Annotated in this window: 25 protein-coding genes; 17 read left to right on the forward strand and 8 right to left on the reverse strand. The window is 70.5% G+C overall.

Annotation, left to right across the window (positions count from 1 at the left end; genetic code table 11):
• Positions 1–38 precede the first annotated feature (38 nt).
• The gene (locus BKA24_RS04380) at positions 39–863 is read right to left on the reverse strand and encodes a CPBP family glutamic-type intramembrane protease (protein ID WP_184215541.1); all 825 of its coding nucleotides are present in this window, start codon (positions 861–863) and stop codon (positions 39–41) included.
• A 17-nt stretch (positions 864–880) separates the two neighbouring features.
• Between BKA24_RS04380 and BKA24_RS04385 the strand changes: the two genes are divergently transcribed.
• From BKA24_RS04385 to BKA24_RS04420, 8 genes are all read left to right on the forward strand, one after another.
• A complete protein-coding gene (locus BKA24_RS04385; RefSeq protein WP_343065927.1) occupies positions 881–1,534 on the forward strand; it encodes an arsenate reductase/protein-tyrosine-phosphatase family protein in 654 nt (217 codons plus the stop codon).
• A gap of 78 nt (positions 1,535–1,612) precedes the next feature.
• The gene (locus tag BKA24_RS04390) at positions 1,613–1,996 is read left to right on the forward strand and encodes a holo-ACP synthase (RefSeq protein WP_184215544.1); all 384 of its coding nucleotides are present in this window, start codon (positions 1,613–1,615) and stop codon (positions 1,994–1,996) included.
• Entirely contained in the window at positions 1,993–3,117 is a 1,125-nt protein-coding gene (alr, locus tag BKA24_RS04395) for an alanine racemase (protein ID WP_184215546.1), read from the forward strand. The genes BKA24_RS04390 and alr overlap by 4 nt, the downstream gene beginning before the upstream one ends.
• A complete protein-coding gene (gene tsaE, locus BKA24_RS04400) occupies positions 3,114–3,578 on the forward strand; it encodes a tRNA (adenosine(37)-N6)-threonylcarbamoyltransferase complex ATPase subunit type 1 TsaE (RefSeq protein ID WP_343065928.1) in 465 nt (154 codons plus the stop codon). Before alr ends, tsaE begins: the two co-directional genes overlap by 4 nt.
• A gap of 66 nt (positions 3,579–3,644) precedes the next feature.
• Entirely contained in the window at positions 3,645–4,313 is a 669-nt protein-coding gene (tsaB, locus tag BKA24_RS04405) for a tRNA (adenosine(37)-N6)-threonylcarbamoyltransferase complex dimerization subunit type 1 TsaB (RefSeq protein WP_184220415.1), read from the forward strand.
• Positions 4,310–4,843 (forward strand): ribosomal protein S18-alanine N-acetyltransferase, encoded by a 534-nt coding sequence (gene rimI / locus BKA24_RS15545; protein ID WP_184215548.1) that lies wholly within the window; start codon positions 4,310–4,312, stop codon positions 4,841–4,843. The genes tsaB and rimI overlap by 4 nt, the downstream gene beginning before the upstream one ends.
• Before the next feature lies 1 nt (position 4,844).
• Positions 4,845–5,909, forward strand: coding sequence for a tRNA (adenosine(37)-N6)-threonylcarbamoyltransferase complex transferase subunit TsaD (gene tsaD, locus BKA24_RS04415; protein WP_184215550.1), 1,065 nt, complete (start codon positions 4,845–4,847; stop codon positions 5,907–5,909).
• Positions 5,906–6,460, forward strand: a complete 555-nt coding sequence (locus BKA24_RS04420; RefSeq protein ID WP_246367014.1) for a hypothetical protein — start codon at positions 5,906–5,908, stop codon at positions 6,458–6,460. The genes tsaD and BKA24_RS04420 overlap by 4 nt, the downstream gene beginning before the upstream one ends.
• Positions 6,461–6,478: 18 nt before the next feature.
• Here BKA24_RS04420 and BKA24_RS04425 read toward each other — a convergent pair whose 3' ends face one another.
• On the reverse strand, positions 6,479–7,678 hold the full coding sequence (locus BKA24_RS04425) for a THUMP-like domain-containing protein (RefSeq protein WP_184215552.1): 1,200 nt from the start codon (positions 7,676–7,678) through the stop codon (positions 6,479–6,481).
• A gap of 163 nt (positions 7,679–7,841) precedes the next feature.
• Here BKA24_RS04425 and groES point away from each other — a divergent pair, with 163 nt between their 5' ends.
• From groES to BKA24_RS04440, 3 genes are all read left to right on the forward strand, one after another.
• On the forward strand, positions 7,842–8,138 hold the full coding sequence (groES, locus tag BKA24_RS04430; RefSeq protein WP_184215554.1) for a co-chaperone GroES: 297 nt from the start codon (positions 7,842–7,844) through the stop codon (positions 8,136–8,138).
• A 165-nt stretch (positions 8,139–8,303) separates the two neighbouring features.
• Positions 8,304–9,242, forward strand: coding sequence for an EamA family transporter RarD (gene rarD / locus BKA24_RS04435; protein ID WP_184215556.1), 939 nt, complete (start codon positions 8,304–8,306; stop codon positions 9,240–9,242).
• 217 nt (positions 9,243–9,459) lie between these two features.
• Positions 9,460–10,824: an ABC transporter substrate-binding protein gene (locus BKA24_RS04440; RefSeq protein ID WP_184215558.1), complete on the forward strand. Its 1,365-nt coding sequence runs from the start codon at positions 9,460–9,462 to the stop codon at positions 10,822–10,824.
• 206 nt (positions 10,825–11,030) lie between these two features.
• Here BKA24_RS04440 and BKA24_RS04445 read toward each other — a convergent pair whose 3' ends face one another.
• The 5 genes from BKA24_RS04445 to BKA24_RS04465 all read right to left on the reverse strand — a co-directional run bounded on the left by BKA24_RS04445 (position 11,031) and on the right by BKA24_RS04465 (position 16,667).
• Positions 11,031–11,996, reverse strand: coding sequence for a DUF559 domain-containing protein (locus BKA24_RS04445; RefSeq protein WP_184215560.1), 966 nt, complete (start codon positions 11,994–11,996; stop codon positions 11,031–11,033).
• A 471-nt stretch (positions 11,997–12,467) separates the two neighbouring features.
• Positions 12,468–13,235 carry an ATP-binding cassette domain-containing protein gene (locus BKA24_RS04450; RefSeq protein ID WP_184215562.1) on the reverse strand — a complete coding sequence of 256 codons (768 nt, stop codon included), beginning with the start codon at positions 13,233–13,235 and terminating at the stop codon, positions 12,468–12,470.
• On the reverse strand, positions 13,232–14,377 hold the full coding sequence (locus BKA24_RS04455; protein ID WP_246367016.1) for an ABC transporter ATP-binding protein: 1,146 nt from the start codon (positions 14,375–14,377) through the stop codon (positions 13,232–13,234). Before BKA24_RS04455 ends, BKA24_RS04450 begins: the two co-directional genes overlap by 4 nt.
• Positions 14,367–15,347 carry a branched-chain amino acid ABC transporter permease gene (locus BKA24_RS04460; RefSeq protein ID WP_184215564.1) on the reverse strand — a complete coding sequence of 327 codons (981 nt, stop codon included), beginning with the start codon at positions 15,345–15,347 and terminating at the stop codon, positions 14,367–14,369. The genes BKA24_RS04455 and BKA24_RS04460 overlap by 11 nt, the downstream gene beginning before the upstream one ends.
• Before the next feature lie 6 nt (positions 15,348–15,353).
• Positions 15,354–16,667: a branched-chain amino acid ABC transporter permease gene (locus BKA24_RS04465; protein ID WP_343065930.1), complete on the reverse strand. Its 1,314-nt coding sequence runs from the start codon at positions 16,665–16,667 to the stop codon at positions 15,354–15,356.
• Between the two features lie 266 nt (positions 16,668–16,933).
• Here BKA24_RS04465 and guaB point away from each other — a divergent pair, with 266 nt between their 5' ends.
• Entirely contained in the window at positions 16,934–18,436 is a 1,503-nt protein-coding gene (gene guaB / locus BKA24_RS04470; RefSeq protein ID WP_184215566.1) for an IMP dehydrogenase, read from the forward strand.
• Positions 18,437–18,632: 196 nt separating this feature from the next.
• Here guaB and BKA24_RS04475 read toward each other — a convergent pair whose 3' ends face one another.
• Positions 18,633–19,466 carry a type IV toxin-antitoxin system AbiEi family antitoxin domain-containing protein gene (locus tag BKA24_RS04475; protein ID WP_184215568.1) on the reverse strand — a complete coding sequence of 278 codons (834 nt, stop codon included), beginning with the start codon at positions 19,464–19,466 and terminating at the stop codon, positions 18,633–18,635.
• A gap of 275 nt (positions 19,467–19,741) precedes the next feature.
• On the opposite strand from BKA24_RS04475, the gene BKA24_RS04480 reads away from it, so the two are divergent.
• From BKA24_RS04480 to BKA24_RS04500, 5 genes are all read left to right on the forward strand, one after another.
• Positions 19,742–20,863, forward strand: coding sequence for a GuaB3 family IMP dehydrogenase-related protein (locus tag BKA24_RS04480; protein ID WP_184220424.1), 1,122 nt, complete (start codon positions 19,742–19,744; stop codon positions 20,861–20,863).
• A complete protein-coding gene (locus tag BKA24_RS04485; RefSeq protein ID WP_246367019.1) occupies positions 20,863–21,711 on the forward strand; it encodes an SURF1 family protein in 849 nt (282 codons plus the stop codon). The genes BKA24_RS04480 and BKA24_RS04485 overlap by 1 nt, the downstream gene beginning before the upstream one ends.
• Positions 21,712–21,721: 10 nt before the next feature.
• Complete coding sequence (locus BKA24_RS04490; RefSeq protein WP_184215570.1) at positions 21,722–22,243, forward strand: DUF3817 domain-containing protein; 522 nt, start codon at positions 21,722–21,724, stop codon at positions 22,241–22,243.
• On the forward strand, positions 22,240–23,820 hold the full coding sequence (gene guaA, locus BKA24_RS04495; protein ID WP_184215572.1) for a glutamine-hydrolyzing GMP synthase: 1,581 nt from the start codon (positions 22,240–22,242) through the stop codon (positions 23,818–23,820). Before BKA24_RS04490 ends, guaA begins: the two co-directional genes overlap by 4 nt.
• Before the next feature lie 299 nt (positions 23,821–24,119).
• Positions 24,120–25,712, forward strand: coding sequence for an ATP-binding protein (locus BKA24_RS04500; RefSeq protein WP_184215574.1), 1,593 nt, complete (start codon positions 24,120–24,122; stop codon positions 25,710–25,712).
• Positions 25,713–25,814 lie beyond the last annotated feature (102 nt).

Consider the following 25,814-nt stretch of genomic DNA (forward strand, 5'->3'; position numbering starts at 1 on the left):
ACAGGCGGGTCCGCAGCGGAAGGCCAGGCGGGGGACGGTCAGCGCAGGAGGGTGCCGGCGGCGACGAGCGCGAGCATCGTCGCGTTGTAGACGACGTGCACCAGGACCGCGCCCCAGATGCGGCCGGTCAGCATCACGAGCAGCGCGCAGGTGAGCCCGACCGCGCCGAGCGGGAGGGCCTCGTTCAGCGGCAGCGAGCCGTCCACGGCATGCAGCAGAACGAAGGTCGCCGTCGAAACCAGCACCGCCGCCAGCCCCGCCGCGAACGACCCCGCGGGCCGCCGCAGCATCGAGTACACGGCGACGAGGATGACGCCGCGGAAGAAGAACTCCTCCACCGTCGGCGCGATGAGCCCCGCCGGCACGGCATCGGTGAGCAGCCAGGTCGGAGACAGCGACCCGTCGAGCGTGGCGATCGAAGGGATCGGCTGCGACCCGGCATCCGTGATCCACCCCTGCAGGATGCGCAGAAACACGCCGAGCGTGACCGCGTAGAGGACGTCGACGGGACGGAAGGCCAGCAACCCCGCGGGGCGGCCGCGGCGGAAGGCGTACGCGATCGGGAAGGTCATCCCCACCCACAGCACGATCTGCGAGACCAGACCCGACCACGGCGACTGCCACGTCGCCGAGATGAGCGTGCTCGCAAAGACTCCAACCCCCACGCCCATGAGCGCGATCGCCAACACGATGCCGTCCCACCGGCGAACGGCGGTCCCGCCGAGGCGCCAGTCGGTGCGACGGGACCGGCGTCGGCGACGCGGGGACGCATCATCCGGGGTCGGCGCAGGCACCACCGCGGTCGCGGGAGCGGCAGACGAGGAGTCGGGCGCGTCCGGGCCGTCGCTAAGCTGTTCCTGCACGGGGCCTACGGTACCCGGTGCCCGCCCGCACCACGTCGAGCTGCCGCCTGGGGAGTCCCGGCATCCGACTCGGAAGGACCCTCGTGATCCAGATCCTCACGGTCTGCACCGGAAACATCTGCCGCTCACCGCTGGCCGCGCAGGTGCTCGCGTCGCGACTCGCCGACATCGGCGTCGAAGCGACCAGCGCCGGCACGCGTGCCCGGAACGGCGATCGGATGCCACCCGAAGCCGCCGAACTGGCCCTCGCCGCCGGCGTGCTGGGCGACACCTCGAACGCGCACCGCGCCCGGTACCTCACCGAAGCGCTGCTGATGGACCCCGACCTCATCCTCGCCATGGACCGCGATCACCGGCGCGCCATCGTCGAACTCGCCCCGGGCAAGCTGCGCGCCACCTTCACCGCGCGCGAGTTCGAGCGACTGGCCGCCGCGACGTCCGACGACGCGGTCCGGGCAGGCGCCACCGGTGCCGACCCGCGGGAGCGGCTGCGCGGCGCGCTCGCCGTCATCGCCGGTCAGCGCGGGCTCGTGCTGCCCCCCGCCAATCCCGTCGACGACGACGTCGTCGACCCGTACGGGCGCTCACGGGAGACCTACGCCCGATCGGCCGCGGAGCTTCTGCCGAGCCTCGCCGCCGTCGAACGCGTCGTGCGGCTCGCCGTCGGCTGATGGCCGCCTGCAGGCTGCGCCCCGGGGCACGGCGATAGGCTGAAGGGATGCCGCCAGACGCGGCGGAACGGAGGCGCGATGATCGTGGGTATCGGTGTCGACCTCGTCGACATCCCGCGTTTCGAGGCCTCGATCGCCCGCACGCCGAAGCTCCTCGGGCGCCTGTTCACCACCGCTGAACAGGCGCTCAAGCCGCACTCGATGGCCGCGCGCTACGCCGCGAAGGAAGCGCTCATCAAGGCCCTCGGCGGGTCGGACGGCGTGCACTGGACCGACATCGAGATCGGTGCGGAAGCGTCGGGACGCCCGATCTTCGCGCTGTCGGGTGAGACGGCGACCACGGTCGCTGAACGCGGCATCACCGCCCTGCACCTCTCCCTCTCCCACGACGCCGGGCTCGCGACCGCGTACGTGATCGCCGAGTCCATCCCGGCCTCCGCCGCACCGGGAGCCCTCGCATGACCCGGATGCCCGACGGACTCGCCCGTGAGGCGGTCATCGACGTCTCGGCGATCGAGCACAACGTCCGCCACCTCCGCGCCATGACCGGCACCGAGGTGATCGCCGTCGTCAAAGCCGACGGATACGGTCACGGCGCCGAGCGCTCGGCGCGCGCGGCCCTTGCCGGTGGAGCCGACCGCATCGCCGTCGCCGACATCGGCGAGGCGCTCGCGCTCCGGGTCGCCGGCATCGATGCTCCGCTCCTGGCCTGGCTGCACGCGCCGGGAGAATCGTTCGTCGAGGCGGCGGCCGCCGGCGTCGAGCTCGGCATCTCGAGTCTCCAGCAGCTCCGGGCCGCGGCTGCGGCGGGCACGGCCGATCGCCCGGTCCGCGTCCACCTCAAGGTCGAGACAGGTCTCGGTCGCAATGGCATCGCCCCCGCCGACTACGGCACCGTCTTCGCCGAGGCCGCCCGGTTCGAGGCACAGGGCGTCATCGAGGTCATCGGCATGTTCAGCCACCTCTCGAACACCTCGCCCGCCGAGGACCGCGCGGCGCTGTCCCGCTTCACGGTGGCCCAGGCGGGAGCAGAAGCCACGGGTCTGCGGCCCCGGCTCCGCCACATCGCGGCGTCGCATGCCGCGATCGACATGCCCGACGCGCGGCTGAACTGCGTCCGCCTCGGCATCGCGATCTACGGGCTCTCGCCTTTCGCCGATCGCTCCTCGGCCGACCTCGGACTCCGTCCCGCGATGACGCTACGGGCCGCGGTGGCCGCGGTCCGCCGGGTGCCGGCGGGGCAGGGCGTCTCCTACGGCTACCTGCACCGCACCGCATCGGAGTCGACACTCGCCCTCATCTCCATCGGCTACGCCGACGGCGTGCCGCGCGCTGCCTCCGCCGGCGGCCCCGTGCGCATCGGCGGACGCACGTACCGGGTCGCCGGGCGCATCGCGATGGACCAGTTCGTCGTCGACGTCGGCGACGCTCAGGTCGACGTCGGCGACGAGGCGGTTCTGTTCGGCGACCCCGAACGGGGCGCGCCGTCGGCCGGGGAGTGGGCGGATGCCGCCGGCACCATCAACTACGAGATCGTCACCCGAATCGGCCCGCGCGTCCCGCGGCGGGAGACGCGCTCGTGAGCGGGATCGCCGCCTTCGAAGGTCGTCGCGAGATCGCCACGGCGAGCGAAATGGAGCAGCTCGGCCGCGACCTCGGCGGAGCGCTCCGCGCCGGCGATCTCGTCGTCCTCACGGGACCGCTCGGCGCCGGCAAGACCACCCTCACCCGGGGGATCGGCGCAGGGCTCGCTGTGCGAGGACCGGTGCAGAGCCCGACGTTCGTGATCGCGCGCACCCATCCGTCCGAGGTCGACGGGCCGCCCCTCGTGCACGTCGACGCCTACCGGCTCGGTTCGCCCGCCGAACTCGACGACCTGGGGCTCGACCTCGACCGCTCCGTCACGATCGTCGAGTGGGGGCGCGACATGGTCGACGGGCTCCTCGACTCGTGGTGGGAGATCGAGATAGAACGCGGCGTCGCCGACACCGTCGATCTCGAGGACGACGACCCGCGCGTCGTCACGGTCAGCCGCCGCCCCTGACCCCTGCTGGCATAGGCCCGGTGGGGTGCTGAGCCGGCGGCATCCGTGCCCGATACCCTGGACGATGTGATTCTCGGCATCGACACCTCCCTCGGCACCGCGGTCGCGATCGCCGACGCCGACGGTGCGGTGCACGCCGAGGCGGCGAGCTCTGATCCCCTCGGTCACGCCGAGATCATCGGCTCGCTGCTGCAGACGGTGCTGACGGATGCCGCGCGCGGCCCCATCGGCCAGACCTCGGCGCCACAGCCGGTCGCCCTCACGGCGGTCGCCGCAGGCATGGGCCCGGGCCCGTTCACAGGGCTTCGAGTCGGCATCGCCGCCGCGCGCGCGTTCGCCCTGGGCCGCGGCATCCCCGTCGTCCCCGTCGCCAGCCACGACGCGGCCGCGCTCGCCGCGATGCTGGCCGATCCGTTCGCCGACCTGCCCCGCTTCGCCGTCGTCACCGACGCGCGCCGCCGGGAGTTCGCCTACACCGTCTACGAGGGCGTCGACGACGACGGTCTGCCGGTCCGTGTCGCCGGCCCTGCCCTCGTGAAACGCGACGAGATCGATCAGACCCTCGCGGGCTTCGCCGCGGAGCGCCGCGACGTGACCGTCATCCCGGCGGCGATGGTCGCGCTCGTCGCAGCGCGCTCGCTCGCCGCGGATCGTGTCGCCCAGCTCGACGAGCCGCTCTACCTGCGTGCACCCGACGTCACGCCGCCCGCTCCCCGCAAGAAGGTCGGATCATGACCCTGCGCACCGCCGCACCCGACGACCTGGCCGCGATCATGCGGCTCGAGCGCGAGACGTTCCCCACCGACGCGTGGAGCGAGCCGATGCTGCGCGACGAGATCGCCTCGCCCCACGGGCGCTACGTCGTCGACGCCGAGGCCGGGCGCCTGCTCGGCTACGGTGGCGTACGGGCGGTCGCCGGCGCGCCCGACGCCGACATCCAGACGATCGCCGTCGCCGCCGAGGCGCGTGGTCGGGGCCGCGGACGCGCGCTCCTGCGCGAGCTGCTCGCGACCGCTCGCAGTCGGGGCGCCCGGTCCGTCTTCCTCGAGGTGCGCGACGACAACCCCAACGCGACGGCGCTCTACGCCTCGGAGGGATTCGCCCAGATCGGTCGCCGCCCCCGGTACTACCAGCCCGACGACGTCGACGCGATCGTCATGAAGCTCGACCTCGCCGCCTGGGCCGACGCGCACGGCGTCGGCGGAGCTCACAGCGGTGCGAGCGCCGGCGCGGACGCCGGGTCCGCCGCGAAGGGATGGTGCTGACGTGGCATCCACTCGCGAACCCCTCGTTCTCGGCATCGAGACCAGCTGCGACGAGACGGGCATCGGCATCGTCCGCGGCCGCACCCTCCTCAGTAACACGATCGCCAGCTCGATGGACGAGCACGCCCGCTACGGCGGCGTCGTGCCCGAAGTCGCCGCCCGCGCGCACCTCGAAGCACTCCAGCCGGCGATCAAAGCGGCGCTCGCCGAAGCGGAGGTCTCCCTCGCCGACCTCGACGCCGTCGCGGTCACCAGCGGTCCCGGTCTCGCGGGTGCGCTGATGGTGGGAGTGGGCGCCGCGAAAGCCCTCGCCGTCAGCCTCGACAAGCCCCTCTACGCCGTCAACCACCTCGTCGGCCACATCGCCGCCGACATCCTCACCGGTGACGAGGTCGAATACCCGACGGTCGCACTCCTCGTCAGCGGCGGACACACCTCGCTGCTGCTCGTGCGCGACCTCGTGTCCGACGTTGAGCTCCTCGGCGAGACGATGGACGACGCCGCGGGGGAGGCGTTCGACAAGATCGCCCGTATCCTCGGGCTGCCCTACCCGGGCGGTCCCGAGATCGACAAAGCGGCCGCCGACGGCGACCCGACCGCGATCCGGTTCCCACGCGGCCTGTCCCGGGCCTCCGACATGGCCGAGCACCGCTACGACTTCTCGTTCTCGGGGCTGAAGACCGCCGTCGCGCGATGGGTGGAGCAGCGCGAGGCCGCGGGCGAGCCCGTCTCGGTGTCCGACGTCGCGGCATCCTTCCGCGAAGCCGTCGTCGACGTGCTCGTCACCAAGGCCCTCGATGCGTGTGCCCGCCACGGCGTTCCCCGCCTGCTCCTCGGCGGCGGCGTCATCGCCAACCGCCGGCTGCGTGAGGTGGCGCTCCAGCGTGCCGAGGCAGCAGGCGTCGCCGTGCGCATCCCGCCGCTGTCCCTCTGCACCGACAACGGCGCGATGATCGCCGCGCTCGCCGCGGAGCTCGTCCGCACCGGGCGACCCGCGTCGACCCTCGCCTTCGGCGCCGACTCGACGCTCCCCGTCACCGAGATCCAGGTCGCGGCCGCGCGATGAGCGAGCGCGAGATGGCGGGCAGCGGCGAGGCGTCGGCGACCGACGCCGACTCCACCGCCGCGACCCGGAGCGAGCACCCCGCGGCCGTCCCGGGCGCGGCATCCGGTCGCACGATCGTGCCCGCCGCGATCGAACCGCCGTCGGATGACGTCGCCCGCGCGCCTGTGACGGCCGCCCTCCCGGGCGAGCACCGCGGCGGCTTCCAGCGCGAGATGACGCAGCCGCTCCCGGTGGCGCCGCCCCTCGAGGTGCACCCCGATCCGGCGGAGGCGTCCGACCCGCAGGTGCACTGGATCCACCCGCCGCCCACCCTGCCGCGCAGCGCCGGCTGGGGGCTGCTCTTCGGCATCCTCGGCCTCACCCTGTCGTTCTTCGTCGGATGGGGATTCCCCGTCGGCCTGATCGGCCTCGTGCTCGCGATCCTTGCGCTCCGCCGCCCCTGGGAAAGCCGCGAGACCGCCGTCTGGGCGTTGGCGCTGAGCGTGGCGTCGCTCGTCTTCAGCGCGGGGTGGCTGTGGTGGGCGCACAGTCAGGGCGCGCTCTTCGCCTGAGAGCGGATGCCGCGCGGTTCAGACCCGATCGACCAGCAGCGCCAGCCGCTGCGCCGCCTTGCCCTCGCCCACGCGGGTGAGGATGAGGGTCGCGGACGCGTCGCCCTTGAGCGTCAGCTTGCGGCGGAACTGCGCGGGATCCACGTCGACGCCGCGCTTCTTGATCTCGAGCGTCCCGATGCCGTTCCATCGCAGCGCCGCGTTGATCGTCGGCACCTTCAGCGGCATCGCCTCGCGGACGCGGAACGACTGCACGAACGGGCTCGTCAGCGCGGCATCCGACGTGAGGTAGGCGATTCCCTCGCCGAGCATGCCCGCCTGCAGCTCGCGGGCCACATCGCCGATGAGGCGGGCGCGGATCACGGCGCCCTCCGGCTCGTGGACGAACGCCCCCAGCTCCCGCACCGGTTCGTCGTCGGCGTCGGATGCCGCGGTGATCTCGTGAGCCGCGCCGGTCCGGACCACGAGCGCCGAGCGGCGCACACCGTCGCGGCGCAGCGCGCCCGACCACAGCACGAGCTCGATCGTCGATCCGTCCACGCTGATCCACTGCGCCTCGACGTCGTCGGGGATCAACCCGCGGTCCAGGCCCGGGCCGAGCTTCACGCCCACCGGCATCCGTGCCGCGAGATCGAACACCCAGTCCAGCGACGGCGACCAGTCCTCGGGGCGGGTGCGCGAGGTCTCGGAGTGCCCCGCAGTGCGACGAGCCGGGTCGAGCCACACGGCGTCGACGCCCGCAAGGTCGACATCCTCGGCGAGGCCGTGGCGCACGGTCGCGGCCTCGCCGAACGGCGCCAGGTTGTACGCCGCGAGAGCCGCCGTCGTCTCATCGGCGTCGACCGCCACGACGTCGAGGCCGATGCCGGCGAAGCCGAGGGCGTCGCCGCCGATGCCGCACCCGAGGTCGGCCACGCGAGTCAGTCCCGCATCGCGGAAGCGCGCCGCGTGGCGCGCCGCGATCTCCAGGCGCGTCGCCTGCTCGAGACCTGCCCGGGTGAACAGCATCCGGTCGGCGAACGGGCCGAACTTCGCGGCGGCGCGCGTACGGAGGTGGGCCTGCCCGACGACAGCCGCCACCAGGTCTGGGGAGTGCCCCGCGCCGCGCAGCCGCGACACCGCGGCGGCAACCTCGCCGGTCGTTGCCAGGGGTCCGATCTCGTCGACCATGCGCAGTCCCTGCGCGGTGAGCAGGGCGGTCAGCTCGGCCTGTTCCATCCCGCCAGCCTAGGCGGCCGGTCACAGACCGAAACGAACGCGACGACGGTTGGCACTCGCGTTGCGTGAGTGCCAACCGCCCCCTAGACTTGCCATTAGCACTCTCGGTAAGGGAGTGCTGATTGAGTCTTCCCAGACCCCACCAGCTAGAAAGAGGTAGACCGTGTCGGTTTCCATCAAGCCGCTCGAGGACCGCATCGTCATCAAGCAGGTCGAGGCCGAGCAGACCACCGCGAGTGGCCTGGTCATCCCCGACACCGCCAAGGAGAAGCCCCAGGAGGGCGAGGTCGTGGCCGTCGGCCCCGGCCGCATCGACGACAACGGCAACCGCGTTCCGCTCGACGTCGCCGTCGGCGACCGCGTCCTGTACAGCAAGTACGGCGGCACCGAGGTCAAGTTCGGCGGTGACGAGTTCCTCGTCCTGTCGGCTCGCGACGTCCTGGCGGTCGTCGTCCGCTGACGCACAGCACCCTTTCGAAGGGCCCGGATGCCACTGGCACCCGGGCCCTTCTGCTGTTCCCGGCAGGTGCTCGCCTCCGGCGTGGCGGGATCCCGACGGTGAACGGCAGGAAGCCGCCTCCGCCGTGGCATCCGCTCATGTCACGACCGTCGTAGGCTTTTTCCCGTGACACCCGATCAGGCAGCCCGCGAACAGTCCCTCGGTGGCATCTACGTTCTCGCGGCCTACCTGCTGTGGGGCTTCATGCCCATCTACTTCGTCACCCTCGCGCCGACGAGCCCGTGGGAGGTCGTCGCATGGCGGATCCTGCTCGCGCTGGTCTTCTGCGCCGTGCTCCTCGCGGTGACGCGCACCTGGGGACGCCTTCTCGCGCTGCTGCGCAACCGCCGCCTCGTGATCTGGACCGTCGTGGCCGGCGTCCTCATCTACGTGAACTGGCAGGCATTCCTCATCGGAACGCTCACCGGGCACGTCGTCGAGACGAGCCTCGGCTACTTCATCAACCCCATCGCGACCGTCCTGCTCGGCGTGATCGTCCTCCACGAGCGTCTCCGCATCGCGCAGTGGGTCGCCATCGGCATCGCCGCTGCCGCGGTCGTCGTGATCATCGTCGCCGTCGGCACCGTGCCGTGGATCGCACTGACGCTCGCCGCGAGCTTCGCGACCTACGGTCTCGTCAAGAAGAAGATCGGCCCCGCGGTCGACGCACTCAGTGGGCTCACCCTCGAATCGCTGTGGCTGATCCCCATCGCCATCATCCAGCTGATCGTCGTCGCCACGACCACGGGACTCACGATGGGCCAGGTCAGTGGCGGGCACACCTTCCTGCTGCTGCTCGCAGGTGTCATCACCGGCGTCCCGCTGCTGTTCTTCGCGGCCGGTGCGCGACGGACGACGCTGACCGTCGTCGGCATCCTCCAGTTCATCGCCCCGATCATGCAGTTCCTCACGGGCGTGCTCATCCTCGGCGAGCCGATGCCCGCCGAACGTTGGGCGGGCTTCGCCCTCGTGTGGACGGCGATCGCGATCTTCACCGTCGACTCGGTCGTCCACTCGCGCCGTCAGCGGAGCGCGCTGGCCGCAGGCGTCTCCGACCCCGTCTGAACTCCGCGCACGACACGCCGGTGAGATCTCGTCATCTGGCGCGGCGAGCCGCCCGGAATCCGCGACTTCTCGCGGATTCGGAGACGCCCAGTGGGAGCGCGCCCATGTCGTTACACATCGTTAACGAACGGCAACATTCACGAGACGAGCCGCCCGCTAGGTTGTTCAACACCGGGCCGGTCCCGATCCGACCCGTGTCACCACAGCAAGGAGCACAATGAGCGTTCTCTCCCGTACGCGCGCCGCGAAGGTCATGGGCGGCATCGCCCTGGTCGGAGCAAGCGCGCTCGTCCTCGCCGGCTGTGCCGGCAACACCAGCACGCCGGAAGGTTCGGATGCTCCCGAAGGGGAGTCGTCGGGCTTCGAGTTCCCGGTCGACTGCAACGAGGCAGAACCGGCGTCGTACACCCCCGAGCTCAACTCGACCTCCGAGGGTCCCGCCACCGACCTCGAGTACACGATCGGAACGGCGCTGCCCGTCACCGGTAACCTCGCCTTCCTCGGCCCGCCCGAGATCGCGGGCACCGAGTTCGCGGCCGCCGAGGTCAACGAGGCCAACAAGGGCGTCACGATCAACCTCGTCCAGGGCGACTCGGGCGACACCGACAACAAGGCCTACGAGACCGAGATCCCGCGTCTGCTGGGCGAGGGCGCGACGGCCATCATCGGCGCCGCCTCGTCGGGCACGTCGCTGCAGTTCATCGACCAGGTCATCGCCGCCAACGCGATCCAGTTCTCGCCGGCCAACACCTCCGCAGCCTTCACCGGCTACGAGGACAACGGCCTCTACTGGCGCACCGCCCCCTCCGACACCCTGCAGGGTGAGGTCCTCGGCAACCTGATCGCCGGTGACGGCGCCGAGACGCTCGGCATGATCGTGCTGAACGACTCGTACGGCACGGGCCTGGCCTGCTTCACCAAGACGGCCTTCGAGGCCGCCGGTGGCGAGGTCGTCGCGGCATCCCTCTACAACACCGGTGACACGAACTTCTCGGCTCAGGTCGAGGACGTTCTGGCCGCCGACCCCGACGCGATCGCCCTGATCACGTTCGAAGAGGTCAAGACGATCATCCCCGAGCTGATCTCGGCCGAGGTTCCGGCGGAGAGCCTGTACTTCGTGGACGGCAACCTCGCCAACTTCGGTGACGAGTTCGAAGCCGGAACGCTCGAAGGCGCCAAGGGAACCTACCCCGCGGTCGACCCCGACAGCATCGCCGCCTTCCGCGAAGACCTGAACGCGTTCGTGGTCGAGTCCGGTGACGCCGAGCTCGCCGACTTCACCTACGCGCCGGAGTCGTACGACGCCGTCATCCTCCTCGCTCTGGCCGCCCTCGAGGCCGGCTCGGCCGAGGGCCCGGATGTGGCAGCGCACCTCCAGCAGGTGTCGGGCGGTTCGGGTGAGGGCACGAAGTGCACCACCTTTGCCGAGTGCGCCGACATCATCAACGCCGGAGACGTCGCCGACTACGACGGCGTCTCGGGTCCGGTCACCTTCAACGAGGTGGGCGACCCCACGGAAGCCTCCATCGGTGTCTTCCAGTACAACGCGGAGAACACGTACGACTTCCTGAACGTGGGCTGATCCAGCCTCAGGGTCGACGCAGCGGCCCCGGTCTTCGGACCGGGGCCGCTGTGGTGTGTGGCGGGTTGTGCTCGGCGTCGTGGCATCCCCTGGGCTTGAGGTGGCACCTCTGCGCCAGGGGCAGCCCTTTCCTTCAGGTGGCAGTTCTTGTCGCTGTGGATGCCGCGTAGCGGCGTGTCCCGCCACCTGAGCGGGGCGCGTGGACCTCAGGCGCGTCGCGCGAGCGCAGCGCGCACCATCCGCACGACGCGGCGATCCCGCCCCCGGACGTGCGCCGATGTGGCCCGCACGACGTCCCACCCCAGCGCTGTCAGGGCGGCCGCGCGCTCGATGTCGCGCGCCCACTGCGCGGCATCCGTCCGGTGATGATCGCCCTCGGCCTCGATGACGATCCGTCGCTCGGGATAGGCGCAGTCCGCGATCGCGACGAGGCGACCGCGGCTGTCTCGGATCTCGACATCGAGCTCGGGCTCGGGGAGGTGTGCATCGACCAGCGCCAGCCGCAGGTCGGTCTCAAGGGGCGACATCGCGCCGACTCGGATCGCTGCGAGCGCGGCACGAAGCTTCGGTGCGCCCGCGCGCCTGCCGGCATCCGCAGCTCGGACGAGCGCCTCGATGGTCGTCAGCTGCGCGTCCGGCCGGGGGTGGCCGTGGCTGTCCCGAGGGATGCGAACGAACGCGTCGCCGAGGCGGACGAGTTGTCGAATGTCGAGCTCGCCGCCGAGCATCGCCCACGTGGTCGCCGGTGTCGTCACGGGGAGTCCGTCGAGGGCGACGACGTCGGCGAGTGCAGGGAGAGCCTTCCGACCGCGGATGCCGCGCCGGCGAGGCGCGCGCGCCGGTGCGTGAACCGCCACGTCCAGGTCGCGCAGGTCGCGGATCGGGTGCCCCCACAGCGCCGCCGCGGTCGCGCCGCAGAAGAACGCGTGCGGCTCGATCACGCACGCGTACTGGCGAGCGCGACGCCACGCCTCCGTGCGGCGGGCGTCGTCGAGCGGGTACGCACTGTCCGGTGGCGCGCATGCTGCCGACGCCGGTGCGCGCATCCCCCGGAACGGCGCCGTGAGGTCATCCGCGCGGAGGCGACGCGGCCGCACGCCGGCGTCGAGCGCGTCGGCGCACGCGAACGGCGGGCAGAGCCCAGGCGGGAGCGGGGCAGGGGAGCGCGGCATCCGCTCATGATCCGCGCTCTGCGACATCCGCTGACCAGGCGCTGCACCGAAGGGGACAGTCCGTGCCAATGCGCGTCGGGGGAGAAGGCGCTCATCGCGCTCAGGGGGCAGTTCTCGTCGCTACGGATGCCACGTAGCGGCGTGTCGGGCCACCTGAACCGGGAGGGCGTGAGGCGCGCTCGCGTTCAGGTGGCAGTTCTTGTCGCTACGGTTGCCACGAAGCGGGGTGTCCTGCCACCTGGAGCGCCAGCAGAGCCTGCCGCCTGAACGGGGCAGGCGTACGGCGCAGTCGCGTTCAGGTGGCAGCTTTTGTCGCTACGGATGCCACGTAACGGCGTGTCCTGCCACCTGAAGCCCCGCCAGCGGCGGCAGCGCCAGCACCCTGAAGCCCCGCCAGCACCACCCGAGCCCCACACCCCACACACGACGAAGCCCCCGGCCACACGGCCGGGGGCTTCGTCGTGTGCAATCTCAGGTGCCGAGCGTGCCGAGGTACAGCCCGATGACCTTCGGGTCGTTCAGCAGCTCGCGGCCGGTGCCGGTGTACGCGTCGCGTCCCTGGTCGAGGACGTAGCCGCGGTCGCAGATCTGCAGGCAGCGCCGCGCGTTCTGCTCGACCATGATCGTCGTCACGCCGGCCTTGTTGATCTCCGAAACGCGCAGGAACGCCTCGTCCTGGCGCGACGGCGAGAGGCCGGCGGAGGGCTCGTCGAGCAGCAGCACGTGCGGGTCCATCATGAGCGCGCGACCCATCGCCACCATCTGGCGCTCACCGCCCGACAGCGATCCGGCACGCTGCTGCAGGCGCTTGGCGAGGTCGGGGAAGATCGACGTCACGAACTCGACGCGCTCCTCGACCACCTTCGGACGCTGGTAGGCGCCCATCTGCAGGTTCTCGGCGATCGACAGGCTCGGGAACACGTTGTTCGTCTGCGGGACGAACCCCACGCCCTTCTGCACGAGCTTGTTGGCGCGGAGCCCGGTGATGTCGTCGCCGTTGAGCACGACGGCGCCCGAGCGAATCTTCACCTGCCCGAAGATCGCCTTCAGCATCGTCGACTTGCCGGCGCCGTTGGGCCCGATGATGCCGATCAGCTCGCCCTTGGCGGCGGTGAGGTTCGCGCCGTTGAGGATGTTCACCCCCGGCAGGTACCCGGCGTGCACGTCACGCAGTTCGACGACGTTCTGCACCGGCGCGGTGGCAGTGCTGCCTGCGGGTGCGGCGGCGGTGTCGCTCACTTGTTCTCCTCCGTGCTGTGGGTGCTGTCGGGCGCGTCCGTCGGCTCCGCCGGGGCGGATGCCGCCGCGCGCTCGGCCGCTGCGCTCCGACGGCTCACGGGCGCGGCGGCGTCCGTCGCGATCCCAGGCTGCGAGGCGTCGGACGCCGGCACCTCGGGCGCCGATGTCTCGTCGGAGGCCGGCGTCGCGGCATCCGCTTCGACGGCCTCCTGCAGCTCGTGCGCCTGCGCCGCGAGCCCTTCGCCCTCGGCGGTCAGCTCGCCCTCGTAGCGGCCGGTCACGACGCCGAGGTCGACGTCCTGGTGCGCGCCGAGGTAGGCGTCGATCACGGCCTGCTCCTTCATCACCGTGTCGGGCGGACCCTCGGCGACGACCTTGCCCTCGGCCATCACGACGACCCAGTCCGCGATGTGGCGGACCATGTGCATGTCGTGCTCGACGAAGAGCACCGTCATGCCGAGGTCCTTCAGGTCGAGGATGTGGTCGAGCAGCGACTGCGTCAGGGCCGGGTTGACACCGGCCATCGGCTCGTCGAGCATCACCAGCGTCGGGTCGCTCATCAGCGCACGCGCCATCTCGAGGAGCTTGCGCTGACCGCCCGAGAGCGAAGCGGCGAAGTCCTTCTCCTTGGCGTCGAGCTTGAACCGCTCGAGCAGGCCGCGGGCCTTTTCCTCGATCTGCGCTTCCTGCCGCTTCCAGAGGAAGGGGAGGATGCCGCGCCAGATCGTCTCGCCGCCCTGACCGGGCGCACCGAGCTTCATGTTCTCGAGCACCGTGAGCAGACCCAGCGACTTCGTCAGCTGGAACGTGCGCACCTGACCCATGCGGGCCGTCTTGAACGCGGGGATGCCGGCCAGGTTCTGGCCGTCGAACGACCAGTCGCCCTCGTTCGGCTTGTCGAAGCCGGTGAGCAGATTGAACAGCGTCGTCTTGCCGGCACCGTTGGGCCCGATGAGCGCCGTGATGGCGTTCCGCGGGATCTCGAGGTGGTCGACGTCGACGGCGGTGAGGCCGCCGAACACGCGCTTCACACCGTCGGCGACGATGATCGGGTCGACCTTCTCCACACCGGGGCGGATCTCGCCCTTGTGGAGTCCCGTCGACTTCGGGCGCGGAGTGGGGGGTGCAACGTCAGCGGACAAAGGTCAGCTCCTTCTTGTTGCCGAGGATGCCCTGCGGGCGGAAGATCACCAGCAGCATCAGCGCGACGCCCACGAGGACGAACACGAGCATCTGGCTCTGCTCTGCGGTGAGGAAGGGCAGCCAGCCGATCTTCACGAGCGCCGGGAGCAGGTTGGACAGGAACGCGCGCACCACCCAGAACAGCACCGCGCCGAGCACGGGGCCGAAGATGGTCGCCGCGCCGCCGAGCAGCAGCGCCGTCCACACGTAGAACGTCTGCGAGGTGACGTACACGTTCGGGTTCACGTTCGTGCCCATCGCGGTCACGATGCCACCGGCGGCGATGATCACGCCACCGACGATGAGCGCCTGCATCTTGAAGGCGAACACGTTCTTGCCGAGCGAGCGCACGGCATCCTCGTCTTCACGGATGCCGCGGATCACGCGCCCCCACGGGCTGCTCATGAGCAGCCACACGAAGAGCACGACGATCGCGATCGTGATGATGCCGATGATGATGACCCACCACTGGTCGGACTGGTAGGTCCAGGGACCCCAGCCGTACCGTCCCGGAGGGAGCGGGTTGCTTGCGCGGAAACCGGCCTGGAAGCCCGAGAGGCCGTCGGCGGAGCCGGTGGTCTCTCGGAACGTCGAGGTCAGGAACAGCAGACGCACGACCTCCGCGGCCGCGATCGTGACGATCGCGAGGTAGTCGCCGCGCAGGCGCAGGGTCGGGATGCCCATGACGATGGAGAACAGCACCGCGCCGACCAGGCCGACGAGGACCGCGACCGGCCAGGGGAGGGCGAACGTGAGCGTCGAGATCGCGAAGCCGTAGGCGCCGATGGCCATGAAGCCGGCGACACCCATGTTCAGAAGGCCGGCGAAACCGAAGTGCACCGAGAGACCGATCGCCGCGAGCACGAAGCCGAGCGTGGTCGGCGACAGGATCTGCGCCGCCGTGTTGTTGAGGATCTGCAGGATGTTCATCAGCCGCTATCCGATTCGCTCTCGGCGTCCCAGGAGGCCCTGCGGACGGAACAGAAGGATCACGATCAGCACGACCAGGGCGCCGACGTACTTGAGGTCCGAGGGGATCCACAGCGTGGAGACCTCGACGAGCAGACCGACGATGATCGAGCCGAGCAGGGCGCCGAACGCCGTGCCCAGGCCGCCGAGGGTGATCGCGGCGAAGATCAGCAGCAGGATGCTCGTTCCCATGTCCCACTTGATGCCGGGGCGGAAGTAGGCCCACAGCACGCCGGACAGGCCGGCGAGGGCCGCCGCCATGATCCAGACGATGCGGACCACCGCGTCGACGTCGATGCCGCTGGCGGCCGCCAGCGACGGGTTGTCCGACACGGCGCGGGTCGCCCGTCCGATGCGGGTGCGCATCAGCCACCACGCGAACGCGATGATCACGACGATCGAGACGCCCATGCTCACCACGTCGGTGATCGACAGGCGGATCGGGCCGAGCCCGGGGATCGTCGAGGTCGCTGCTCCCGGCAGGTTCTCCGTGCCACCGCCGATGAACATCTGGAAGATGTAGCGCAGCGCCAGCGAGAGGCCGATCGAGACGATCATCAGCTGGACGGTGCCGAGACCCTTGCGCCGCAAGGGGCGCCACAATCCGGCATCCATTCCGAAGCCGAACATCGCCGAGACGACCACCGCCAAGGGGATCGCCACCCAGATCGGGAGGTCGAGGCCCACAGCGAACAGGAATGCCGCCAGCGCGCCGAAGGTCACCATCTCACCGTGCGCGAAGTTCGACAGCCCCGTCGTGCCGAACACGAGCGAGGCGCCGATCGCGGCTAGCGCGAGCATGAGACCGAAGTTGAGGCCGTTCACGGCACGAGAGGCGAACTGGTCCCAGAACGACGTCGTCGCGCGTTCGGCCGCCTCGAGCGTGAAGTTCGCGGCGACCGAGCTGCCGGCACCGAACGTCACGTCGCGGGAGAACTCGAAGCCCTCGGGGGCTTCGGTTCCTTCCGGGAGCGATTCCGCATCGACGGTCACCGTCCATGCCCCGTCCTTGTCGGGCACGCCGAGCGCCACACGACCGTTCTCGTCGGTCTGGCCCTCGCCTTCGAAGCCACGACCCGACACCGCGACGGTGACGCCTTCGACGCCCTCACCGCCGGTGCGGACGTTGACGTTGACCGTGAATGGCAGGTCTTCTTCGGTCTGGGCGACCGCGGGGTTCGCGAGGCCGAGCAGCATCACACCGGAGAACACTCCGGCGAGCAATGCCATGAACGCGCGTCGCCAGCGTTTGTGGGCGCGCGAAGAGCGGGTGGTCGTCACCGACACCTCCTGGTTGAAGCATGGTCAGCGCGCTGAGGTACGGGTGCCCGCGGCGCCACACGACCGTATCCAGCGATTGTTGCCGGTGTGTTTCCCTGTCGCAACCATCGACGCGCGGCCGATTCGGGCGATTCGGTATCGATATGGCATCGGTCCCACGGATGCCGGGTCGCGGCATCCGGAATGAATGGACCCTCCCGCGCCTTAGAATTCGTACACCCCTGGACGACCAGAGAAACCACGGCCGCCGCGACGCAGGAGAGCACATGGAGCACAACGACCCGTTCGGATTCGTAGGACTGACGTACGACGACGTCCTGCTGCTGCCCGGCCACACCGACGTCATCCCGTCGGAAGCCGACACCTCCTCCCGGGTCACGCGCCGGATCACCGTCGCGACTCCTCTTCTCTCCGCCGCGATGGACACCGTCACCGAGTCGCGCCTCGCGATCGCGATCGCCCGCGAAGGCGGCATCGGCATCATCCACCGCAACCTCTCCATCGCCGACCAGGCCGCCATGGTCGACCGGGTCAAGCGCAGCGAGTCGGGGATGATCACCGACCCGATCACCACGACCCCCGACGCGACCATCGAAGAGGTCGACACCCTCTGCGGCCAGTACCGCATCTCGGGCCTTCCCGTCGTCGACGCCGACGGAAAGCTCGTCGGCATCGTCACCAACCGTGACATGCGCTTCGTCTCGGGCTTCGAGCGCCAGACCACCAAGGTCCGCGACGTCATGACGAGCGAGGGGCTCATCACCGCTCCCGTCGGCATCGGCGCGAACGACGTCATCGCCCTCTTCGCCCACCACCGCGTCGAGAAGCTGCCGCTCCTCGACGAGGACGGAAAGCTCGCCGGTCTCATCACGATCAAGGACTTCGACAAGAGCGAGAAGTACCCGCTCGCGACGAAGGACGATCAGGGCCGCCTGCGCGTCGGTGCGGCCATCGGCTTCTTCGGCGACGCATGGGAGCGTGCCGAAGCCCTCCGTGACGCCGGCGTCGACGTGATCGTCGTCGACACCGCGAACGGGCAGTCGGCCGGTGTCATCGACATGGTCCGCCGCATCAAGGCCGACGAGTCGTTCGCCCACATCGACGTCATCGGCGGCAACGTCGCGACCCGCGAGGGCGCCCAGGCGCTCATCGACGCGGGTGTGGATGCCGTGAAGGTCGGCGTCGGTCCCGGCTCGATCTGCACGACGCGCGTCGTCGCCGGCGTCGGCGTGCCGCAGGTCACCGCGATCTACGAGGCATCGCTCGCCGCCCGCGAGGCGGGCGTGCCGATCATCGCCGACGGCGGACTGCAGTACTCCGGCGACATCGCCAAGGCGCTCGTCGCCGGTGCCGACACCGTCATGCTCGGATCGCTCCTCGCCGGAACCGACGAGTCCCCGGGTGAGGTTGTCTTCCAGGGCGGCAAGCAGTTCAAGCTCTACCGCGGGATGGGTTCCCTCGGCGCGCTGCAGACCCGCGGCAAGAAGACCTCGTACTCGAAGGATCGCTACTTCCAGGCCGACGTGCCCAGCGACGACAAGCTGATCCCCGAGGGCATCGAGGGTCAGGTCGCGTACCGCGGACCCGTGTCGGCCGTCGCGTACCAGCTCGTCGGCGGCCTGCGTCAGTCGATGTTCTACGTCGGCGCCCGCACGGTCGAGGAACTGAAGGCGCGCGGCAAGTTCGTCCGCATCACGTCCGCCGGGCTCAAGGAGTCCCACCCGCACGACGTCCAGATCGTCGTCGAGGCGCCCAACTACAAGCGCTGAGCCGCGGCGGCGGCCGCGGCGCGGCATCCGCTCGACGTCTGCTGACCGCGAGCGTCGCTGCTCGCCGTCGCGGCCTGCCCCGCGGAGGTGATCCGCGCCCGGGAGGGTCGTGTGGCGAAATCGGCCCTCCCGAGTGCAGATCTCCTCCCGGGTGCCGCCCGGGCGCTGGCCGCGCCTGAACGCTGGCCGTGCCCGCTCAGCGAGCGCGGTGGAGTCCTCTCGCGATCGCGCCGGTGATGAGGTCTTGCACCGACGGCCACATCTCCATCACCTGCGCGTAGGTGACCCGGATGACGTGGTACCCGTGCAGCATCAGACGCGCGTCATGCTCGATGTCCGCGGCACGCTGCGCACCGACATGATGGCCGCCGTCGATCTGGATGACGAGTCGATCACCGATCAACAGGTCGACGGGGCGCCCGAGCAACCAGACCTGTTGCCGCATCGACATCCGCAACCAGCGGAGTCGGCGCGGGAGGAGCGTTTCGAGTCCGGAGTCCGAGAAGAGGGATGCCGCCTCGCACACCTCGCGGGCGGAGGGAGGCAGCGCAAGGGAGCTCATGAGCTCGCGATCGGTCTTGCCGAGCCGGAGCGCCGATTCCCACACTGCGAGCGCGAGTTCGCGAGGCTGGCAGCGCGCGACGGCGACGAGCGTGTTCTCCACCGAATCAACGAGCGCGTCGGGGTGACGCGGCGTGGGCGGCGCCGCCCAATGGACGACGGCACCCGAGACCGCGACGTGGCCCGCGTGCGCGGGTGCTGCGACATGCCGCGAGTCGTCGCGCATCACCCACAGCCCGTGTCGCTCGGCCGCCGTGACACACGTGAGGACGACGCCCGCGCGTGCCGCGGCGACGACATCGGGGTCAGCGTCGGGGACGGCCACCCATCCGCGGCGGAGGCGCACCGCGAGCCCGCGCCGCACGGCGGCTTCGATCCGATGGCGGCTCGCTCCGGCGTCGATGAGACTCGTGGTGCGCGCAACACCACCGCGGCGACGAATCTCGAGGCAGAGGGTGCGTTCGTCCATTCCCCGAGGGTCGCGCCCGCCGGGCGGCGGGCGGCGTCGCTCCCGGCACATTGGGGTGTCTTCCGCGCGAACGGCGCCCGTGGAGAAGTCGTCGTCGCGGCGGCCGCCTGCTGAGGGGAGGAGAACTGCGCTCGGGAGGATGGATGCCGCGCAGCGGCCCTCCCGGGCGCCGATCACCTCCGGCACGCCGGTGCCCGCCACGCGGCACGCCGTGCCCGTCGCGCGGGACCCCCGGGCGCGGCGCGGGAGCCCACCGGTAGGCTGGGGGCGTGAGCATGGAAATCGAGCTCGGTCGCGCCAAGCGCGCCCGCCGGGCCTACACGTTCGACGACATCGCGGTCGTGCCCTCCCGGCGCACGCGCAACCCCGAGGATGTCTCGACGGCGTGGACGATCGACGCGTACAGCTTCGGCATCCCGGTGCTCGGCGCCCCGATGGACTCGGTCATGAGTCCGCGCACCGCCATCATGCTCGGCCAGCTCGGCGGCCTCGGCGTGCTCGACCTCGAGGGCCTCTGGACCCGCTACGACGACCCCGAGCCCCTCCTCGCCGAGATCGCCGCCCTGCCCCACGACGGCGCGACCCGTCGCATGCAGGAGCTGTACTCCGCACCGATCAAGCCGGAGCTCGTGCGCGACCGTCTCGCCGAGGTCCGCGCCGCCGGTGTCACCGTGGCGGGCGCCCTCACACCGCAGCGCACGCAGGACCTCTACGAGACCGTCGTCGCCGCCGGCGTCGACCTCTTCGTCATCCGCGGCACGACCGTCTCGGCCGAGCACGTCTCGAGCGAGACCGAGCCGCTGAACCTCAAGAAGTTCATCTACGACCTCGATGTCCCCGTCATCGTGGGCGGCGCCTCCACGTACACCGCGGCGCTCCACCTCATGCGCACGGGCGCGGCGGGTGTCCTCGTCGGGTTCGGCGGGGGAGCGGCATCCACCACCCGCGCCACCCTCGGTCTCCACGCCCCGATGGCGACCGCCGTCGCCGACGTCGCCGGTGCGCGTCGCGACTACCTTGACGAGTCGGGCGGCCGGTACGTCCACGTCATCGCCGACGGCGGAGTGGGCACCTCGGGTGACATGGTCAAGGCGCTCGCCATGGGGGCGGATGCCGTCATGCTCGGCGTCGCGCTCGCTCGCGCGACCGACGCTCCCGGCCGCGGTTTCCACTGGGGACCCGAGGCGCACCACCCGAAGCTCCCGCGAGGCACCCGCGTCGAGACGGGCCAGGTCGCTCCGCTCGAGGAGATCCTCTACGGGCCGGCCCCGGTCGCCGACGGCACCGCGAACCTGATCGGCGCGCTCCGCAAGTCGATGGCCACGACCGGGTACTCCGACCTCAAGGAGTTCCAGCGCGTCGAGGTCGTCGTCGCGCCGTACGCCTCGTCTCGCTGATGACCCAGCCCCGCCTCGTCGACGGCGTCCCCGACGTCTTCCCCCCGACGCTGCGGGAGGTGATGCTCCGACCCTTCTGGATCGGCATGCTCGCCGTGGCGCTGGCGGTCGCGGGCATCTTCGCGTGGCTCGGTCAGTGGCAGCTCGGCAACGCCATCGACACCGACCCGCCACCGGCGGGGATGACCGAAGAGCTGCGGCCGCTCGGTGAGGTGGTGGCTCCCGGCGACTACCTGGCCGAGCCGCTCGTCGGCCAGCAGGTCGAGGTCACCGGGTCGTTCGTCCCCGGCGACTTCCGGGTCATCTCGTCCCGCTTCGACCAGGAGGAGCCGGGGTTCTGGGTCGCGGGGCAGTTCCGCGTCGACCCATCGACGGCGGGCGTCACCGATCCGACGTCGCTGGCTGTGGCCGTCGGTTTCACGGGCTCGCGTGCGGAGGCGGACGCCGCGGCATCCGCTCTCGATCAAGAGGCACCGCAGGACGTCACGCTCACCGGGCGCCTGATCTCCGACGAGGGGGCGCTGCCGCCGCCGTCAGATGGCGACCCGCAGGAGCTCACACGCATGTCCCCGCCCGCGCTGCTGTCCGGGTGGACGGATGCCGCTGGGATCGACGTCTACCGGCCGTACCTGACCTCGTCGGAGCCGCTCGGCGGGCTGGGGGAGATCCACTCGCCGGCGCCGAGCGAGCTGTCGTCGGTGAACTGGCTGAACATCTTCTACGCGATCGAATGGGCGGTGTTCGCCGGCTTCGCCGTCTACATGTGGTATCGGCTGACCCGAGACGCGTGGGAGAAAGAGGTCGAGGAGCTGACCGGCGGCGACGAGCCCGAGCCCGCGCGCCCGTAGACTGGAAGCCATGCCCGTCCAGCCCAAACTCGCCTCTTTCCCGGCGATCCGCGGCGCCCTGAAGTTCTACCAGATCGCGTCGGTCATCACCGGAGTCGGCCTGCTGCTGCTCCTGGCGGAGATGATCCTCAAGTACACCCCGCTGCACCTCGAGCTGTTCGCCGGGGGATCGGGCGGGTTCCTCTGGTTCGCGGGCGTCATCGCCGGCGCGGACTGCGAATGGTGGTCGCTGTTCCTCCCCGCCACGAACGCGTGCGAGATGACCTCGCTCGGCGACGGCGTGAACATCTCACTCGCGATCCTCATCATCCACGGCTGGTTCTACGTCGTGTACCTCTTCGCGTGCTTCCGCCTGTGGAGCCTGATGCGCTGGGGCTTCCCGCGCTTCATCCTCCTCGCCCTCGGCGGCGTCGTGCCGCTCCTGTCCTTCTTCATGGAGATCCGCGTCGCCCGTGAGGTGAAGGCCTACCTCGCCACGCGTGAAGAGACCGCGGCATCCCTCCCCGCCCCCACCCCCACGGAGACCCGGTGACTGAGCAGACCGAAACCTCGCAGCGTCCCGTCCTGGTCGTCGACTTCGGCGCCCAGTACGCCCAGCTGATCGCCCGCCGCGTGCGTGAGGCGGGTGTGTACAGCGAGCTCGTGCCGCACACCGCCACCGCCGCCGAGATCGCCGAGCGGAACCCGGTCGGCATCATCCTCTCCGGCGGACCGTCGTCGGTATACGAGGAGGGTGCGCCTCAGCTCGACGCGGGCGTCTTCGACCTCGGCGTGCCGACCCTCGGCATCTGCTACGGCTTCCAGTTCATGGCCAAGACCCTCGGTGGCGAGGTCGCGAACACGGGCCTGCGCGAATACGGTGCGACGGATGCCACCATCGTCACCGACAACGTGCTCCTCGGCGACCAGCCCGTCGAGCAGAACGTCTGGATGAGCCACGGCGACCAGGTCTCGGCGGCTCCGGCCGGCTTCGAGGTGCTCGCCCGCACGGCCGCGACCCCGGTCGCCGCGTTCGCGGACGACGTCCGCAAGTTCTATGGCGTGCAGTGGCATCCCGAGGTCAAGCACTCCGACCACGGCCAGCACGTGCTCGAAAACTTCCTGCACAAGGCGGCCGGACTCGCCTCGGACTGGAACAGCGACAACGTCATCGCCGAGCAGGTCGAGAAGATCCGCGCGCAGATCGGCACCGGTCGTGTGATCTCGGCGCTCTCGGGCGGCGTCGACTCCGCCGTCTCTACGGCGCTCGTCCACAAGGCCGTCGGCGACCAGCTCACCGCCGTGTTCATCGACCACGGCCTCCTTCGCAAGGGCGAGCGCGAACAGGTCGAGAACGACTACGTGGCATCCACCGGCGTCCGTCTCATCACAGTCGACGCGCGCGAGACGTTCCTGAACGCGCTCGCCGGCGTCAGCGACCCCGAGCAGAAGCGCAAGATCATCGGCCGCGAGTTCATCCGCGCCTTCGAGAAGGTGCAGCAGGACCTCATCGCCGAAGCCGCGGCCGAAGGCGACCCGATCGGGTTCCTCGTCCAAGGCACGCTGTACCCCGACGTGGTCGAGTCCGGCGGCGGCACGGGGACCGCGAACATCAAGAGCCACCACAACGTCGGCGGTCTGCCCGAGGACCTGCAGTTCGAGCTCGTCGAGCCGCTGCGGGCCCTCTTCAAGGACGAGGTCCGCGCGATCGGACGCGAGCTCGGCCTGCCCGAGGCGATCGTCGGGCGGCAGCCCTTTCCGGGGCCCGGCCTCGGAATCCGCATCGTGGGTGAGGTCACCGCTGACCGTCTCGAGATCCTGCGTGACGCCGACGCCATCGCCCGCGCGGAGCTGACGAAGGCGGGCCTCGACGGCGAGATCTGGCAGTGCCCCGTCGTCCTCCTCGCCGACGTCCGCTCGGTGGGCGTGCAGGGTGACGGCCGCACCTACGGACACCCGATCGTGCTGCGTCCGGTGTCCTCGGAGGACGCGATGACCGCCGACTGGACGCGCCTGCCCTACGACGTGCTGTCGAAGATCAGCAACCGCATCACCAACGAGGTGCGCGACGTCAACCGCGTCGTCCTCGACGTGACGAGCAAGCCCCCGGGGACCATCGAGTGGGAGTGACGCTCCCTGTTTGACGGATGCCGCGGCCCTTGTGGGCGCGGCATCCGTCGTTCTGGGTGGGTCGTGCGCCCGTTCAGGTGGCAGTTCTCGTCGGTTCGGCAGGCGCGTAGCGGCGTGTCGTGCCACCTGAAGCAGCAGCTCAGCGCGCGAAGCACAGTGTCACGATCTCGAAGGGGCGCCGTGCGTGTGCACCGGGCGGGTGCATTCCGGTGGATGCTTGACACGCCGGTGTCCGGGCGGCGAGAGTGGCGGCCAAGGACGGTGAGGCGTCCGACACCACCCGAGGTGAGGAGGCGCGTGTGCTCAAGCGACCCCGCACGCAGCCGTTCGCCCAGTTCCTCCTCGCGTTCTCGACGCTGATGATCCTCGGCACCCTCGCCGTCATCGACCTGTCGAGACTGACCCCTCTCGTCATGATCGGGGCCGGGGTGATCCTTCTCAACGCCGTGTTCATGGCGTTCATCTGGCGCGTCCGACCTACGAAGAACACCGGGTGGCTGGCCGTCATCCCGCTCGTCGACATCGTCGCGTGCATCCCGATCCGCGACGCCGGGTTCGACGTGCTCCCGACCGCGGGGCTCCTGGTCATCTTCCCGCTGGGCTGGCTCGCCTTCGCGTTCCAGATCGGCACGGTCGTGACAGGTGTCGTGCTCACCGTGCTCCTGCCGCTGACCACGCTCATGCGCACGGACGGGGAGAAGACCCTGGCCGACTGGGTCGCACTCGGGGCGCTCCCACTCACGATGGCACTCATCGCCCTGACCATCAGGATCATCGCCCGCGACCTCACCAGCGTGCGCTCGCACGCGGACAGCGTCTCCAGCAGGCTCTCCCACGCGCTTCAGTCCTCCGGCCGCGACGGGGCCGTGCTGCAGGCGCTCCTCGACACCACCGACGATGCCGTCGCCGTGTACGACACCGAGGGTCACCCGGTGCTCCTCAACGCCATGGCGGCGGAGATCACCGGTCGCGCCGACATCGGGGCACTTGCGCAGGAGACACCGCTGCGTGCTGTCTTCGCCGCCGACGGCGTCACCCCGATGCGGATCGGTCCCGACTTCGTCGACGCGGTACGCGCCGGTGTGTTCGCCGCCCCGCGCGTTCTCCAGTTCGGGGAGGATCCGCGGCGGGTTCTGCAGCTCATCGTCCGTCCGGTCATCCACGACGGCGAGGAGATCGGCATCGTCGCCGTCGCGCAGGACGTCACCGACCTCATTCACGCGGTCGAGGTGCGCGATCGGTTCCTCAGCACCGTCGGTCATGAGTTCCGGACCCCGCTGACGGTGATCCTCGGCCACGCCGACATCGCACTCATGCGCGAGGACGGCGACCAGGACCGCTGGACCGCCGTGGAGCGTTCGGCCGAGCGACTGCTCCGCCTCGTCGAGCGCCTGATCGCCGCCGGTCATTCCTCGCTCGACGTCGAATCGCGGTCGGGCGTCGCCCACGTCGGGGCTGTTGTCAAGCACGCGGTGCGCGAAGTGACCGCTCGGGCGGAGGAGCGCGGCATCCAGATCGTCGTGGAGACGCTGCCCGACCTGTCTGCGCAGATCGCCGTCCGCGATCTCTTCTCGATCGTCGAGGAGCTTGTGCGCAACGCGGTCGAATTCACCCCGGAAGGCGGGCCGGCGGTCGTCGTCTCGGCGCGCGCCGACGGCACGGATGCCGTGATCTCGGTCGTCGATCGCGGGGTCGGGATGAGCGCGGGGGAGCGGCTGCAGGCCTTCGACCGGTTCTACCGGACCCCGTATGCGCGTGACCACGCGGTCCCGGGGACGGGCATCGGCCTGTCCATCGCGGCATCCCTCGCCGAAGCGTACGGCGGCGCGGTCACCCTCGACGCGGGAGACCCCGACGGGACGGTCGCGACGCTGCGGGTGCCGGTGCAGTGACCGTCCACCGGCGGACGGTCGGCTGACCGGACGCCGGTCAGACTCCCGCGAACGACGAAGGCCGCCCGGCGAACCGGACGGCCTTCGTGAACGGCGAACGAG

Source organism: Microbacterium marinum, assembly GCF_014204835.1.
Taxonomy (GTDB): Bacteria; Actinomycetota; Actinomycetes; order Actinomycetales; family Microbacteriaceae; genus Microbacterium; species Microbacterium marinum.

Coding starts and splice junctions, on each gene's coding strand:
- BKA24_RS04390 (WP_184215544.1), top strand. CDS start 1,613: ATGATCGTGGGTATCGGTGTCGACCTCGTCGACATCCCGCGTTTCGAG.
- alr (WP_184215546.1), top strand. CDS start 1,993: ATGACCCGGATGCCCGACGGACTCGCCCGTGAGGCGGTCATCGACGTC.
- rimI (WP_184215548.1), top strand. CDS start 4,310: ATGACCCTGCGCACCGCCGCACCCGACGACCTGGCCGCGATCATGCGG.
- BKA24_RS04420 (WP_246367014.1), top strand. CDS start 5,906: ATGAGCGAGCGCGAGATGGCGGGCAGCGGCGAGGCGTCGGCGACCGAC.
- BKA24_RS04425 (WP_184215552.1), bottom strand. CDS start 7,678: ATGGAACAGGCCGAGCTGACCGCCCTGCTCACCGCGCAGGGACTGCGC.
- BKA24_RS04440 (WP_184215558.1), top strand. CDS start 9,460: ATGAGCGTTCTCTCCCGTACGCGCGCCGCGAAGGTCATGGGCGGCATC.
- BKA24_RS04445 (WP_184215560.1), bottom strand. CDS start 11,996: ATGCCGCGCTCCCCTGCCCCGCTCCCGCCTGGGCTCTGCCCGCCGTTC.
- BKA24_RS04460 (WP_184215564.1), bottom strand. CDS start 15,347: ATGAACATCCTGCAGATCCTCAACAACACGGCGGCGCAGATCCTGTCG.
- guaB (WP_184215566.1), top strand. CDS start 16,934: ATGGAGCACAACGACCCGTTCGGATTCGTAGGACTGACGTACGACGAC.
- BKA24_RS04475 (WP_184215568.1), bottom strand. CDS start 19,466: ATGGACGAACGCACCCTCTGCCTCGAGATTCGTCGCCGCGGTGGTGTT.
- BKA24_RS04480 (WP_184220424.1), top strand. CDS start 19,742: ATGGAAATCGAGCTCGGTCGCGCCAAGCGCGCCCGCCGGGCCTACACG.
- BKA24_RS04485 (WP_246367019.1), top strand. CDS start 20,863: ATGACCCAGCCCCGCCTCGTCGACGGCGTCCCCGACGTCTTCCCCCCG.
- BKA24_RS04490 (WP_184215570.1), top strand. CDS start 21,722: ATGCCCGTCCAGCCCAAACTCGCCTCTTTCCCGGCGATCCGCGGCGCC.